Genomic DNA, 14,838 nt, shown 5'->3' with positions numbered 1-14,838 from the left:
CGGGATGGAGAATGAATTTTTTCCGCAGCTGACACCGGATTCAACCCTGGTAGCCCCTGACGAGAGCACTCAGGGAGAAGTTTTGGACAAGGAAAAATATCATGATCTATACAAACTGGTAGAAGAAGACGGACTCCCGTATTTCACCCGGTTAAACGGACATGGTGAGGTTGAGCTATATTTGGTATTTGAAACAGTGGATGCCTTTAGTGAGCAAACAAGAGATGCTGTTTCGATCGAATTCAAGACCTATCAAAATAAATTGTTAGCCGTCATTTGGACGCTTACCGATCCTTTGCAGCCGCTTGGCTTTCCGCTTAGCTTTGATATATGCTCAGCAGAGGAAAGATTTATGGCGCTAACGATCCTGCAGCAGCCGTTTACGTATCTTCACTATCTTGCCTATGAAGATGGACAGATCACTCACATCTATTCGGAGGATATTCATTTTTCTACGGATGAATTAGCGCGTGCACACAAAATGATTCGCTCGCTTTACGACGGCACACCCGAGTCGATGCCAGAGGCTGCCGAGGTCCGGGAAGAAGAGACACAGACGATATCCGCGTTGTCCTTGCCTGACGCTGTGCTTCTGGAAGCTGGCATGGCCTTTGTTTTACAGTACAAAAGGATGCTGGCGACGCATGGAGAAGAGGAAGCCCAGCAGCTTTTGATGAGCACGGCCCTGCAAGCGGTTTGGGTGATGCGCAGGCACTCCCGCAGCGAGGTAAGAGATTCCTCCTTTACGGTTTGGGCAGCTGAACGGGACGATCAGTTTCGTTTGGTGGTGACCCCGAGCCTTGCTCATTTGTTTGAGGTGGTACATATGTCAGAGGATGAAGCCAATCCCTTCTCTCGCTTTTTGATGACGCTGCCTGAATTCGTACAAACCGAAGACGCTTCTCCGCTTCAGCTTGGAGCCTTTCCACTTTTGCGCTATGAAAGCGGGCAGCTCTATCATTTAGAGCTGGATGAAACGGTTCAGGAGCATCTCGGCGGCTTGTTTACGCAAGCGTTTCCAGCGGTTCCGAATCCATACGTGTGATTGTTGAAACATTGCGAAAAATAGTTTCATAGGAATTTTTTGCGCTTCGATGAAATAAGGGTAAATAAGTCATTTTTCAACAAAGGATATGACAAGGGGGATTTCGAAGTTAAGTAGTACAGATAATCCGCTGGGGAGAGGTGACGACGATGTACGCTGTTAAATCCGATGTTTTTCAGGTTGTATCTGATTGCGCTCACCGTTTTCAAGAAGAGATTGAGCAAGTGGCAGGGCGTCATTCGCTAACAATCGAAAGGGGATTTCCAGCTCTGGAACTGCAAGTCCATCCACAATTCCAAGCGTTGTTGGAATACACACTGTGGGGGGAATCGGGCTTAGTCGCCATCCATGGCAAATTAAACGTGCGCGATGATGTTGGGGCACAAACGGATTCATTTTCTATTATGATGAAATTCTCTTTGTCATACGATCCTACGCTGGATATGGAAGCGAAAAAGCAGCGTATTGAAGAATTTTTGTATGGCGAAGTGGACCTTTTCTGGAACATTCCACCTGCAGGCCATATCGGTCACGTCGAATTGACAATTCGCTTTATGTATCAACCCGGTTCAGGCAGGCTTGGTGAATACGTACGCAGTGTTCTGGGCATCGTAACCGGAAAGATGCTCGCTGCTTAAAAAAAGCAATGGAAAAATAGCTCTCCGATCAGGGAGGGCTATTTGTTTTCGTTTAGGTAGCATTTTTCCAAAAGAGGATAGGTGATTGACTCATGCGTATATTCGTAGCGTTAGACATACCACAAGAAGCGGCAGCGTACATGGCTGACATACAGTCGCGACTCAAGCAGGAAATTAGCGTGAGACGCTGGCAGCCTTTGCATAACTTGCATTTGACCCTGCATTTTTTAGGTGATGTCAACGAAGATCTTGTGCCCGCGATATGCGAGGATATGGATATTGTCAGTGCGATTATCAATCCGTTCACCTTGCGTGTCGGAGGGTTTGGCGCTTTTCCGCATGCGGATAAACCGCGAGTATTGTGGCTCGGGCTACGCGGCCAGGTAAGCTCGCTTAAGCAACTACATCTATTGCTGGGAAAACGGTTTGATTTGCATCAGGACTTAGCCTATGATCGAAAAAGCTATCGTCCGCATGTTACCCTGGCGCACGGACCCGAAGAGCAGGAAAACGGATTGCCACTCGATGAATGGAATGACAGATATCTGGCCTTGGAACCTCCACAGTGGAAGGCGAAGCATGTGCATCTGTACCGATCTGAGCTGTTGCCGACAGGAGCGGTACATACGATTATACATACGAGCACGTTTGATAAAGATCACAGCAAAAAACAAGCGGTACCTGAATAGAATAGGAAGAGTGATTAGGGAAAGCCTTCCAGAAAGCGGTGGAAAACGAATGGGTGAGTTCACGACCGGCATTCTTTATCCACGCAAATACGAACCGAAAGTATTGATTGCCTTGTCCAAGATCGATCAGTCATACTTCCACAGAAACGTCAACGGCGACTGGAACGCTTTTTTCCTGCAGGATGAGTGGCTGCAAACCTCATCGACCGTCCAATTTTTATTGCAGCTGTCGAAGCACTACGTGCCGCTTCTATGGTTTCATGATGCGGAAGACAACGGCTGGGGGTTTCGATTGTTCGATGCCGGCTATGAAGTATCCTCTGCAACGATTAGCTACTCACTCGACGTTGAAATGGCAGAAGAGGAATTTGGTCGGCTCTATCCGGATGTAAACCTGCAGGAAAGGATTACAGACAGCGAGGACGTTCGCCAAAAGTATGAGGACATATTGGATCGGGTTGTACGTTCGGAGTTGTATCGGCGAGAGGTTGGGAAAGGGATTACCCGAATCAGGCCGCAATCCTTTAACCGGATCACGGGACCAAAACAGGTGCAACAACTGCGCTCGCTCTTTGACTTGCAGCTATTGACTGACGTGGATGACGAGACCGGGGCTTCTTTGTTATACGACTCAGTAGACCTGTTTAAGGAGATTCTGGGAATCGAAGAAATGGTATGGGTCAATTACGCGTATTTGGCCAGTGGTGGAAGGGAGTGAGAAGTGAGGAAAAGGGTGGGAAAAGCTCCCGCCCTTTTTAACGTGTTATTTTGGTTCAGTAGTTCCGTACTGTTTCATTAACTTCTCAATATCTACTCCGTTTATCACCAATCCGGAAATGTTGCAGTTGTCCATCCTGACATTCGATAAATTACAATCCCGAAACAGGCCTTGATCGAAATTGCATTTGCTGAATTGAACTGGGGTAGTATTGAATTCGACATCGGGCTGATTTGGGTTGCCAAATCCTATGCATTCGAAATGGGCGCCACCCCACTGTGCACCATTAATATGTAGCTCGCTCAAATTGGCATCAGCGATACGAAAACCCGTCAAGTTTACATCATGCATATTCATACCACTAAGGTTACAGCACTGAAGACTGAGCTGCTCCGCCCGTACATTTTTGAAGGTGGAATGGGATACATCTGCATTCGTAACATCCAGGGCAGCCTTGTCATTTTCTACTTTCATGGTCTCACTCCTATACGAAAAGGAATTGAATGATGCTTCCAGTGTAGAATGTTTGTTCTGTTTTGTCTATGTTAACCCTACTCGACACCAGCAATCGCGGAAATATTGCAGGTGGTCACAGCATATCACACTCCGAGTCCAAATAAGTACAATCATATAGTACGGATGGCACGGCAGAGAGGTTTCCGGGATGTAAAAAACCCAGAACCATCGAAGGTCTGGGCTAGACGAGCAAACGAGTATTATTTTTTCCACTGTCCAAAAATTTCATCCACATCCAAAAGCATGATCAGCTTGTCATTCATACGGGCAATTCCTTGCAAATACTTGCCGTCCACACCAGCGATGATCGGCGGTGCGGGTTCAATCAGCCTTTGAGGAATATTCAAGACCTCTGACACAGCTTCCACGATAATTCCGATACCCAGTCCTTCTAATTGCAAATCGACGAATCGTGTATCATCTGTCTCGGGCGTTGCCTCCAACCCGAACATCTTCGGCAGGTTGATGATCGGCAAAATCCGTCCGCGTAGATCAATAACCCCTTCCACATAAAGCGGTGATTTTGGAAAGCGTGTTACTGGCAAAGGCTTGATAATTTCACGTACTAATGAGATGGGAAGTCCGTAGTACTCATTCCCCATTTTGAACAAAATGGATTGGGCGGTCGTTCCTTCTGTATCCCATTCCGCTGAATTGCTTCGTTGTGTCAGTTCCATACAAACATTCCTCCCCGGACCACTTTCCATTCTTTACCCATATTGTACCATGGACAAACCTATCCAGTGAGGTTTTTCTTCCTCTCGAAGGCCCGATTCGAGAGGAAACCGATCGTCAAAGACTAAAAAGAAAAGACGAGCCATTTTCTTTTGGAGAAATAGCCATAATAGGAAATAGACCGACAAGCATTGCCTGTCAGTCTTTCTCTAATCAGCAAATCAGGAGGCTAGGGCTCACGCAAATCGTTCAGCGAAATACCTTGCTCCAAGGCAAAGTCAAAATCATCCACATCGTAAAATTGAACGGGCACAATATATTCCAAAATCCGATCCTGGTAGTCTGGCTGATCGGTAATCAGCGGAACTTCAAATCGTATCGATGTAAGCAGAAGCTGGGTTTCAACAGGATCAAAAATCTCACCCCACATTGCGTTATCCTCGACTTTGATGATCGTCAAGGTAACACCGTTAGGAAAAGTGAAGGGCACCTTGGACCAAGGGGCGACCAATCCTTTTTCCAGTCGCTTACGATTGAATGGATCGGAAAAAAACTGACTCATTTCCTGCATGACCCGGCGCACGTACTGATCGTCGCCAGAGTAGGGCATGATAGGTTCTGGGCTTTGGATAAATTCGTCCAATTCATAGATTGTCGACGCGGGTATCAGGTATTCTACCGGTTGCGATGGCGCCATCAACTCCCCGTAGATAGCCAGCATAATCGCTTCAATAACGAATTGTTTCGACATTTCGACAACCCTCCTCGTTACCATCATACTGAAATCCTCGATGGACAACAACCCCGGACAAAAAGGGGAGTGCAGGGCACGTATTCGATTTTCCACCAAACAGACACTGCTGACAGCATAAGAGGAAGTAGGAGGGTGCATTACTTGCTGGAATCGACATTTTTCTCATCACTGTTACTCATCATTACGATTAATATCGTGCTTAGCGGGGACAACGCGGTGGTTATTGCAGTAGCATGTCGCAAGCTGCCGCCTGTACAACGCAAAAAAGCAATTTTGTGGGGGACGTTTCTCGCCGTTATCGTCAGGGTAATGGCTACGATCCTTGCTGTTTATTTGCTACAAATCCCTTACCTGTATCTCGTGGGGGGCGTTATTCTTTTATGGATCAGCTACAAGCTGCTGCGGGATGAAGAGGAGAGCGAACAAATAGATGCAAGTGACGATCTCGTCCAGGCTGTCAAAACCATCGTTGTCGCTGATGTGATGATGGGGCTTGATAATGTTCTGGCGATTGCCGGCGCAGCAAAAGGAAGCATTCTCTTGATCGTGCTCGGTCTACTGATCAGCATTCCACTCATGATTTTTGGCAGTCAGCTCATTTTAAAAGCGATGGAGCGGTTTCAATGGCTCGTCTACGTGGGGGCTGCTGTACTTGCGCTGGCTGCAGCCAATATGATCGTGACAGAGAGAGTCGTATCTGATTGGATCGCGGGCCAAGGCTGGCTTGAGGCGAGTATAAAGATTGCGATAGTCGCCCTCGTCTTGATACTGGGGCTGTGGCAGCGTACCCATACGGGTGAAAAAGAGCAGCAAAGCGAGCGCTGATGATTACAACGATTTTACGATGGTAACCGATACCCATTCCTTGTCATACAGATTGATCTCGTAAGGGGAGTCCACTGGCGATCCGTCCTCCTCTTGCAGGATACGAATGATGGGCCGATTAACTGCAAGCGGGTTTACATAGGAAACGACACCAATGTGTCCTGAGCTTAAAAGGACTGTGGTCGCGATTGGATAGATAGCCACGTGCTGGAGAAAGATTTTGAGCAGATCAATATCAAAATAAGTATTCCCAGAAGCAAACAAAAATTCAGTGGCATCGCTAGGCGAGTAGCTTTTACGAAAAGGGCGGGGAGAAATCAGCGCATCGTATACGTCCGCGATGGCGACAATACGTGCATACTCATGGATATTTTTTTCACAGAGCTGCCTGGGGTAGCCCGTTCCGTTATAACGCTCATGATGCTGCAGGGCACAGTGAGCAGAGACGACAGAAATATTGTGCTGATGCCGCAAAATGTTGAAGCCATCCTCCGTATGGTATTGAATGCGCTGACGCTCTTCCTGTGACAGCTCTGTTCGCATCGTCAACAGCTCCTTTGGAACCTGAGTCATCCCGATATCGAACAGAAGAGCTCCAATACCTAGCTCCATCATCTGACTTTGGTTATAACCCTTTGCGAGTCCCACTACGCCAGCCAGTACGGCTACGTTGACAGCGTGGTGAAAAAAATAACCATCCAATACGTGGAGGTTGGACAGATTGACCATGACATCTCTGCGGCCGCTGAGATCGGTTAAAATTTCTCGAAACACCTTTTGAAAGCTGCTGCCAAAGTCAGGCACGGATGTGCGCCCTTTTATATGGGGCTGATCCATCAATGTCGTCATCGTCTTGTAAACCGTATCTACTGCATCTTTCCGAGTCTCATCGCGAATGACATCTTCAGGTATGATATCGTCAGTGTACTTGTCCTGAACGTAGAGGGTATCAATCCCTAAACGAACAAGCCGTTCAATGTAACGGGCTGTCAATTCCACCCCTTGACCCAAGAGAACGTTTCCATTTTCCAGGAACACGCTTTTGGCTATTACATCTCCCGGCTTGACCGAGGTAATATGCAGTTTTCTCACAACGAAAGACCCCTGTCCTTTTTTGTTTTAATGTGAATAGTCCTACTTTTTCGGTTAGTTGTCCTAGTGCAAATATATCACAAGAAAAGGAAGGAGACTACCTTTGACCCATTCTTTCAAAAATTATTTTAACGAATAATAATTTATATGCGGTTATGCAGAAGCCTCAATAGGGGCTTTCTTACTGTTCCGCGGCTCGATCCGATCTCGTAAACCAACGGAACGGGTTGAGTGACCAGCGTGGTTCATAACGAGCGTAGCGCTCTTTGCGCCGGGTCAAGCGCTGCTGCATCAGATCCATTTCAAAAGTAACACGACGCATTTCCAAGCGCAGAGACTCTTGCATCTCTTCGATGTCAGCGATTTTTTGCAGAATGGTTGCTTGCATATGGTTTAAAGAAGAGAGCTGAGTCAGTTCGTTTTGGAACTGCATCAACGTTTCTTGTACCGTCAATTCCATCTCGCGCATGCCGCTAGAAGGCTTATTCGGTGTGCCTACAGTGACCGCCGTTTCATCTGACAGAGACAACTCTTCGGAAAAGAGCATGTCCTCTGAAATCCGGCCTTCCTCAATGAGTTGCTTTTGAATCTCTTTTAGGGAGCTATTTCCACTGTCTTTACGTTCCTTTACTTCCTTCAGAAGCGTAAAGCCCTTCTCGCTGATCAAATAGTGACCCTGCGGATTTTTCAGACGCTCTTGTAAGGGTACAAACAAGTCAAGCCAGTTACGCAGCGTACGAACATGTACGTCTAGGCGATCAGCTACCTCTTTCGAAGCCATCCAAACTTGTACATCCATCCCGAATCACTCCTTTTTTTCCCCTCAGTATTCCCGGTGGACTCATTATAGCACCATTTTTTTCCGGGAAAGGCAAAATCGACAAAGGTTCTAAAAAGAAGTGATGTTTCGTCCGATTTGGACAGGCACGCATATTTTGTCAAAAGGAAGTGGGCCATTCATAATGACCCGGACATGAGCGTACACATGGAAAGAATACACGTCCATACCTATTGATGAGGAGAGGACCGTACGTATGCAGCCTGAGTTCTGGTTAGTTTTTGGATCTGCCGCAGTAGCGAGTAGTGTCGGCGGATTGCTGCTATGCTTGCGCGCGTGGTCTACCCAGTCCTTATTTGCCATGATCAGTGCAGGAGCGGGACTGCTTTTCGCAATTACGATGCTGGACCTAGTGCCACACGTACTAGAACAAGAAGGGCAGCGAGTCATGCCTTTTGTTTTGATAGGCTTCGTGCTGATGTTCACGCTTGAATTGATTGGCAAGGCTGGAAAAGAAGTGGGCTCGACCGGGGTCATTGGTGTGTTGACGGGTTTCTTGCTGCATGCATTTGTCGAAGGCATGTCGCTGATTGCGAGCTTTCAAATGAACGCAAACGTAGGAGTATCCGTGCTTCTGGCTATGCTTTTGCATAAAGTTCCTGACGGCGTGACGGTGGCTTCCTTGTTGCTTGCGGCTACGCGTTCTCGACAAAAAGCTTTTTGGGGGGCTTCCTCTCTCGGGCTTGCGACGATTATCGGAGCGGGAAGTGTTGGTATTGTAGAGCGCATTTTTCCCCCAAGCTGGTCAGGCGTCATTCTGGCTATGACCGCAGGCATTTTTTTGTATGTCTCGGCAAGCCACCTCATTCCTTATATTTTGAGTGCGAAAAAGGCGCAGCTCGGTGCTTATTTTGTCGGAGCGATTCTCGTTTACATGGTGTTGACCACTTATTTGCAAGGAAGTCATGTGCATGTATAAACAGCGGACTCCGTTGCCAGTCTAAGAAAAGAATGGCATTCTCTATCCGAGAAAAGGAGTCCTGAAGATGAAAACAACGAAAGCAAACAGCAGCATGGAGGAACAAGTACATAGACAGGCTGAATTCCCGGCAAAAGGAACCTCGCTCAATCCGCTGGACGAAGAATGGGTGTTTTCAGGCACTCAATTGACTTCAGTTGACCAGCCTGCCAGCACGGAATAGGTCAGGGTGTGTTATGCTTGGTCCCTTTTCGAGAAAATCCCTACCCAGCCCCTCTCGTAACCGTGGACGAGATCGGTTATAATGGCAGGGGAATATGTTGGAAAGGGGCATACATAATGAATACATTGTTACAAGGCAAAAATATCGTCATCATGGGTGTTGCGAATCACCGTAGCATTGCCTGGGGAATTGCACAATCCTTGCATAATGCAGGAGCGAACCTGATCTTTACCTATCAGGGAGAACGTCTGCGTGAGAACGTAGCGGAATTGACAGAGAAAATCGGAGCAGATTCGCTCCTCGTAAACTGCGATGTGACCAAGGACGAGGACGTAGAAGCAGCATTTGCGTTGATCAAGGAAAAAGTCGGCGTTATCCATGGTTTGGCACACTGCATCGCTTTTGCCAAAACAGAGGAGCTGGAAGGTGAGTACGTCAACACTTCCCGCGACGGCTATGCATTGGCGCAAGACATCAGCGCGTACTCTCTGGTAGCGGTAGCTCGTGCAGCACGTCCTTTGATGACCGAAGGCGGAAGCATCGTGACCATGACTTATCTGGGTGGCGAGCGTGCAGTACCTAACTACAACGTCATGGGTGTTGCCAAAGCGGCACTTGATGCATCCGTTCGCTATTTGGCTAACGACCTGGGCAAGGAAAACATCCGTGTAAATGCGATCTCGGCAGGTCCGATTCGTACGCTGGCTGCAAAAGGAATCCGCAACTTCAACTCCGTATTGAAGGAAATTGAAGAAAAAGCACCTTTGCGCCGTACGATTGACCAATCCGAGGTAGGCGACACAGCACTGTTTTTGTTCAGCAATCTGTCGAGAGGCATTACCGGAGAAATCCTGCACGTCGATGCTGGCTATAGCATCATTGGCGGCTAAATGAATAACAGGCTCCTGTTCCCCGCATACTATACAAAACAATCGTTTTGTTAACTGCGAGGAAGGGAGCCTTACTTATGTTTCCATTGATTACGAACATGGAAGAATTTTTAATTTATATGGGCGGAGGGTTTCAGTATTTACCTGCCCATTTCGGCGATGAAGCGGGAGGTTCTGGTCTTGCGTCCGAATCGCTCCCGGGGGATACCGATACAGAGGCTGTGCCTGGCACGGGTAATCGCAACATATAACAGTCTGCGTTCTTCCTCCAGGGCAGCATTTCCACCCTTGCGCAGCTCGTCCAGCGTGTATTCATGAGGGATTGCGCCTTCTACCAGATCGGGTAAAAAGACGTGATCGTACTCAAGTCCCTTGGCACGATGAATACTAAGTACATGTACTGCTTCATCAGGGAGTGGCCGCTGCGTGCGCCACTCTTTTTCGTTTTGGGTCATCTGCTGGATGTAGGCCAAAAAGTCACTGACTGTGGCATGTCGTTTCGCTGCTGCCAAGATCTGTTGCAGCTCGTCGCTCCAGCGTTCCCGGCCATCTTCCCGGTCGCGGGAGCGTTTTTTCAAATAATCCCGCAGCTTGCCATCCTCATATATCAGCTCGAGTGCTTGTGCGGGCGGACAGTCCTTTGCAGCAGATAATATTTCGGTAACCGCCTGCAAATGCTTTCGCTGGTATGGCTTTAGCTGGGTGAGAAGAGGCAGGACATGCAAAATCGGAATATCCTCGATAATGGCTTGGCTGCGTAGCGCGTTCCACATATCTGCTGAGATGTAGAGCGTTGGCAAGATTTCTTTCAAAGCGTCAGTATCATCCGGGTTGACTGCAAGTCGCAAGTAATGCAGTGTCCAGCGCACTGTTTGCCGTTGATAAAAGGAGTCTTCCTCCTGTGTATAGTGAAAGGGGATGCCAGCTTCACTCAAACGCTCCAGGATTGGGCGGGCGGATTCGTTTGTCCGATACAGAACGGCGCACTCGCCTAGAATGGCCCCTTGCTCGCGGCGATGAATGATTTCATCAACGATGCGTGATGCCTGTTCTTCCTCGTCTTCGGGCTCGAATATATACGTGTCTCCTTCCTCGCTATGAAAGGAGAGGCATTCCTTTGCCCAGCGAGCACGATTGTGGCCAATCAAGGAGTACCCCAGACTGACGATAGAAGCATGTGAACGATAATTCACTTCCAGTGTAATAGATTTGGCCTCCGGAAAATCGTTGGTGAAGCCCAGTATGTATTGGGGATCACTGCCGCGAAATCCGTAGATCGACTGGTCGTCGTCACCGATGACACATAGATTGTTTTGCGGCGCGGCAAGCAGCTTGACTGTTTCGTACTGGATGCGGTTGATGTCTTGAAACTCATCGATCATCACGTGTGTAATTCGATTTTGGTAGCGCTGCAATAGCTGAGTGTCTTCACGCAGCATTTCATAGCAGCCGAGCAGCATGTCGTCAAAGTCAAACCAATTATGCTTTTTCTTGGTTGCTTCGTAAATCGGATAGAGTGCTTGTGCTCGTTTCTCCGAGGAGCTGTCGAGCTCTCGATACGCAACGTCCTGAGGGAGGAGGTATTCGTTTTTCCAGCGACTGACGATCCCCAGCGCTTCCTGTATGTCATTTTCCTTTAGGGCGATCAGATCATCATGTCCAAGTAAAGCACCTGTTTCCCTCAACAGGCGCCACTTTTGCCAATCCTTTTTCAAGAGACGCTGCTGGTCCCAACGATCAGGCTGATGGTGCATAAGCATACGGTAAAAAATGCTGTGAAACGTACCTGCTATCAGCTCGCGTGCTTGGTGGGGAGGAAGCTGACGGGCAATGCGCTGCTTGATTTCATCCGCTGCCTTGGTTGTAAAGGTGACCACCATAATTTGTTTCGGCTCTATGCCGCAAGCTTGAATCAGATGGGCAGTGCGCGCCGTCATCACTCTTGTTTTGCCGCTGCCAGCTCCTGCTAAAATGAGTAAAGTTCCGTCTGTTGTCTCGACTGCCTGTCGTTGACCGGGGTGCAGCGGCTCATCTCTTTTTTGCTCAAGCAGATGCTGGATGCTTTTCTTTGGCGTCAAACGCTTGCGAAAAATCGGCGGCTTGGGTGGTGGCGGGGGAGTTGTGGTGCTACTGCCAATTGTTCTTTTTTTAGGCATGCGAAAGGAACCGATCATCACGGAATCATCATCTTCTATCGTATCGGCTTGCGGAGGATCTGATTGATCCGAAGAGAAAGCGAGTTCATCCTTGTTCAAGTCGTGCGCGGTTTGCCCATTCGTGTATGCTTGTCCACCGTCTGCGCCCGTATCTTTGCGCAAGGCTGCCTCAAAGGCGGTTGCTGCCGTCTCATCCAGCGCTTGCAGCCAGTTCGAATTTTCGGAACCAGCTCGGTCGCTATCCAAAAGCGGGCAGACAGCTCCTTCTGGATGAGCAAAATAAGGCTCGTAGCTTATCCCTGCAATCAATCGAAGCGCCGCTGCGCAGGCTGGACACCGTACCTGATCCTGCCGGGCAGCCATGCGCCAAAACGGTATGCGATTGTATGTCTCAGGTAGCAACAGGATGGGTTTGTTGTCTAGTAGGGCAAAGTTCATCATGACACCTCGAAAAGATGATAGGGAGTACCGGCGTATCTAATCGCTCGCCTTTACATGGAAAGAAGAAGTGCCCCCTGGCGGCAGGGGACACTTGCCAATAATCGTGTCGTTAGGATTGAGCGTGCAAAAGCACGGTATCTTCTGGCAGGGCTTCTGGTGCGTCTTCGCCCACGTAGGAAATGTTTACCCGCGTAATCCGGTGGTTTTCCAGCTCGCTGATGGTGAAGAGATAGCCCTGGAACATAACCGTCTTGCCATTTGCGACTTCCTCGTTTAGCTGGCTGTAGAGCCAACCAGCAATCGTGTCTACCTCATCGGAAACGACTTCGATGGTAATGTAGTCGTTCAATTCATTTAACAGCGTTTTTCCTGAAACGGAGAGAGCGTTGTTGGTGCTTTCTTCAATTTCGGGACGTTCATTCTCGTCAAATTCGTCCTGGATATCCCCAACAATTTCTTCGAGAATGTCTTCCATTGTGAGAAGACCTGCTGTTCCTCCATACTCATCGATGACGATTGCCAGCTGTGAGCGGCGTTTTTGCATCAATCGCAGCACGTGACTGATCTCCATCGATTCAGGTACAGTGAGGAGCGGACGGAGGAAGTTTTTTAATTCTGCCTTGCCTGTACTCAGAGCAGACAGGTAAAAATCAGAGATGTGGACAAAGCCGATCAATCTGTCCTTGTCTTCGTGAGCGACAGGGAAGCGGGAATGACGCGATTCCTTCATGATCTGGAGGTTTTCCTCAAAGGTGTTGTCATCGTACAGACAAATCATGTCAATCCGGGGAATCATGATTTCCCGGGCAAGCCGTTCGGAAAACTCAAAAACATTGTCAACAAGCGCCATTTCTGTTTGGTCGATATGCCCGCTTTTGTGACTCTGGTTAACCAGCAGACGAATTTCCTCTTCGGTATGAGCCGACTCATTCTCTGAAGCCGGTTCAATTCCAAATCGTCTGATTAAAAGATTTGCTGCTCCATTCAAAAACCAGATGAGCGGATAGCTCAGCTTGTAGAAAAACATGAGTGGAGCGGCCGTCCAAAGCGAGGTTGCCTCTGCTTTTTGAATAGCCAACGACTTGGGCGCTAGTTCGCCTAAAACGATATGCAAAAAAGTAATGATCGCAAAAGCAATAGCGAGTGAAATCGGGCCACCCAAGTATTGAGGTAAGTGGAAAAATGCTACCATGGGTTCGACGTAATGGGCGATTGCAGGCTCACCAACCCAGCCTAACCCGAGTGATGCCAGCGTGATTCCGAGCTGGCAGGCGGACAGATAGGCGTCTAGTTGCTTAGTGACCTTTTGCGCGTAGCGGGCTCTTTGGTTGTTGCCTTCGCTTACGAGCTGGGTCAGGCGGGTTTGGCGAACTTTTACCAACGAGAATTCTGCTGCGACGAAGAATCCGTTCAAAAGAACCAAAAACATCACGAGCAGCAGATTCAGCGTAATCTCCCCTATCGGACTCTCCAAGCATACCTCCAGCCTCCCGCAGTACGAAAGGTGGAGAATTCACCTCCGTTATTGTAAATGTACTTTCAATGTACGAAATCATTTGTGTAAACATTCGTATATTCGTTGTTATAGGTTAGTATACCAATTGGTCAACCGAAGAGTCAAAACGTTCCGATTCCCATATGTGCTAACAACGAGACGGATGGACATACCCGAAACCACTGAATCATACACATAAACGAGTAACTGTCCAAGGGAGGGGAGGAGACTGAACTGGCTGCATAAAAGCGTTGCAATTCTATCAGGTAGTGTGTTGGTCGCAGCAGGAGTCAACCTGTTTCTCGTCCCGCACCGTTTGATGGATGGAGGAATGATCGGAATTGGTCTTTTGGCGACGTATTACATGCAATTACCACCTGGTCTAGTGATGATTTTTGTGAGTCTTCCTGTGTATGTGATCGTATTTTTTTATGATAGACGGCTGTTTTATCACAGCTTTCATGGGATGCTCATCTCCTCGTTTTTCATCGATGTGCTTTCCGATTTACGAGGGTGGAATCTATGGTCAACCTCCAGCTCCGCAGTTACCGGAGGTGTTATGATCGGGATGGGGGTGGGTCTGATGCTTGCCTACGAAACGAATACGGGAGGGACAGACTTGCTTGCCCAATTTTTAGCCAGACGCTTCAAGCTGCGTGTCGCCCTCCTGATTCTAGCGATAGATGGATTGATCGTGGCATGCTCTCTGCAAACGATTGGGATGGAACGGACAATTTTTTCTTTCATCACGATTATTGCCGTTGCAGCGACGACGCATATGTTCAGTGGAATCAGCAGTAAGCGGCGGCCACCATACACTGTCATCGGTCCTCTCGCTACTTTTGAGAACCTGCAAATCCCTCAAAAGGGGAAGGGATGGCGATTGCTTTGGAGAAAATAAGTAGGAAAAGGATGAAATGAGGG

Annotated in this window: 16 protein-coding genes; 9 read left to right on the top strand and 7 right to left on the bottom strand. The window is 48.2% G+C overall.

Features of this window, described 5'->3' with window-relative positions; translation table 11 throughout:
- The first annotated feature begins 4 nt into the window (after positions 1-4).
- From SB752_RS22850 to SB752_RS22835, 4 genes are all read left to right on the top strand, one after another.
- Entirely contained in the window at positions 5-1,045 is a 1,041-nt protein-coding gene (locus SB752_RS22850) for a hypothetical protein (protein ID WP_410717839.1), read from the top strand.
- Positions 1,046-1,194: 149 nt separating this feature from the next.
- Entirely contained in the window at positions 1,195-1,683 is a 489-nt protein-coding gene (locus SB752_RS22845; protein ID WP_410717838.1) for a hypothetical protein, read from the top strand.
- 92 nt (positions 1,684-1,775) lie between these two features.
- A complete protein-coding gene (gene thpR, locus SB752_RS22840; protein WP_410717837.1) occupies positions 1,776-2,372 on the top strand; it encodes an RNA 2',3'-cyclic phosphodiesterase in 597 nt (198 codons plus the stop codon).
- Positions 2,373-2,421: 49 nt separating this feature from the next.
- A complete protein-coding gene (locus tag SB752_RS22835) occupies positions 2,422-3,090 on the top strand; it encodes a hypothetical protein (RefSeq protein WP_410717836.1) in 669 nt (222 codons plus the stop codon).
- Between the two features lie 45 nt (positions 3,091-3,135).
- Here the strand turns inward: SB752_RS22835 and SB752_RS22830 are convergent, their stop codons facing one another.
- From SB752_RS22830 to SB752_RS22820, 3 genes are all read right to left on the bottom strand, one after another.
- Positions 3,136-3,564 carry a pentapeptide repeat-containing protein gene (locus SB752_RS22830; RefSeq protein ID WP_410717835.1) on the bottom strand — a complete coding sequence of 143 codons (429 nt, stop codon included), beginning with the start codon at positions 3,562-3,564 and terminating at the stop codon, positions 3,136-3,138.
- A 242-nt stretch (positions 3,565-3,806) separates the two neighbouring features.
- Positions 3,807-4,283, bottom strand: a complete 477-nt coding sequence (locus tag SB752_RS22825; protein ID WP_410717834.1) for a chemotaxis protein CheW — start codon at positions 4,281-4,283, stop codon at positions 3,807-3,809.
- 227 nt (positions 4,284-4,510) lie between these two features.
- Positions 4,511-5,032, bottom strand: a complete 522-nt coding sequence (locus SB752_RS22820) for an ADP-heptose synthase (RefSeq protein ID WP_410717833.1) — start codon at positions 5,030-5,032, stop codon at positions 4,511-4,513.
- A gap of 135 nt (positions 5,033-5,167) precedes the next feature.
- Between SB752_RS22820 and SB752_RS22815 the strand changes: the two genes are divergently transcribed.
- Positions 5,168-5,860 (top strand): TerC family protein, encoded by a 693-nt coding sequence (locus tag SB752_RS22815; RefSeq protein WP_410717832.1) that lies wholly within the window; start codon positions 5,168-5,170, stop codon positions 5,858-5,860.
- Positions 5,861-5,863: 3 nt separating this feature from the next.
- Here the strand turns inward: SB752_RS22815 and SB752_RS22810 are convergent, their stop codons facing one another.
- Entirely contained in the window at positions 5,864-6,952 is a 1,089-nt protein-coding gene (locus SB752_RS22810; protein ID WP_410717831.1) for an HD-GYP domain-containing protein, read from the bottom strand.
- Between the two features lie 181 nt (positions 6,953-7,133).
- Entirely contained in the window at positions 7,134-7,751 is a 618-nt protein-coding gene (locus tag SB752_RS22805; RefSeq protein ID WP_410717830.1) for a MerR family transcriptional regulator, read from the bottom strand.
- A 235-nt stretch (positions 7,752-7,986) separates the two neighbouring features.
- On the opposite strand from SB752_RS22805, the gene SB752_RS22800 reads away from it, so the two are divergent.
- The 3 genes from SB752_RS22800 to fabI all read left to right on the top strand — a co-directional run bounded on the left by SB752_RS22800 (position 7,987) and on the right by fabI (position 9,822).
- Positions 7,987-8,709 carry a ZIP family metal transporter gene (locus SB752_RS22800; protein WP_410717829.1) on the top strand — a complete coding sequence of 241 codons (723 nt, stop codon included), beginning with the start codon at positions 7,987-7,989 and terminating at the stop codon, positions 8,707-8,709.
- Positions 8,710-8,776: 67 nt separating this feature from the next.
- Positions 8,777-8,932: a hypothetical protein gene (locus SB752_RS22795; RefSeq protein ID WP_410717828.1), complete on the top strand. Its 156-nt coding sequence runs from the start codon at positions 8,777-8,779 to the stop codon at positions 8,930-8,932.
- Positions 8,933-9,048: 116 nt separating this feature from the next.
- The gene (gene fabI / locus SB752_RS22790; protein WP_410717827.1) at positions 9,049-9,822 is read left to right on the top strand and encodes an enoyl-ACP reductase FabI; all 774 of its coding nucleotides are present in this window, start codon (positions 9,049-9,051) and stop codon (positions 9,820-9,822) included.
- A gap of 140 nt (positions 9,823-9,962) precedes the next feature.
- On the opposite strand, the gene SB752_RS22785 is transcribed toward fabI, so the two are convergent.
- Together SB752_RS22785 and SB752_RS22780 are read right to left on the bottom strand one after the other, a co-directional pair.
- Entirely contained in the window at positions 9,963-12,416 is a 2,454-nt protein-coding gene (locus tag SB752_RS22785) for a UvrD-helicase domain-containing protein (protein WP_410717918.1), read from the bottom strand.
- A 112-nt stretch (positions 12,417-12,528) separates the two neighbouring features.
- A complete protein-coding gene (locus SB752_RS22780; protein WP_410717917.1) occupies positions 12,529-13,848 on the bottom strand; it encodes a hemolysin family protein in 1,320 nt (439 codons plus the stop codon).
- A 295-nt stretch (positions 13,849-14,143) separates the two neighbouring features.
- Between SB752_RS22780 and SB752_RS22775 the strand changes: the two genes are divergently transcribed.
- On the top strand, positions 14,144-14,815 hold the full coding sequence (locus tag SB752_RS22775; protein WP_410717916.1) for a YitT family protein: 672 nt from the start codon (positions 14,144-14,146) through the stop codon (positions 14,813-14,815).
- The last annotated feature ends 23 nt before the right edge of the window (positions 14,816-14,838 follow it).

This window comes from Brevibacillus sp. SIMBA_040 (assembly GCF_046535075.1).
Taxonomy (GTDB): domain Bacteria; phylum Bacillota; class Bacilli; order Brevibacillales; family Brevibacillaceae; genus Brevibacillus.
This window is presented reverse-complemented; position numbering and strand designations above follow the sequence as displayed.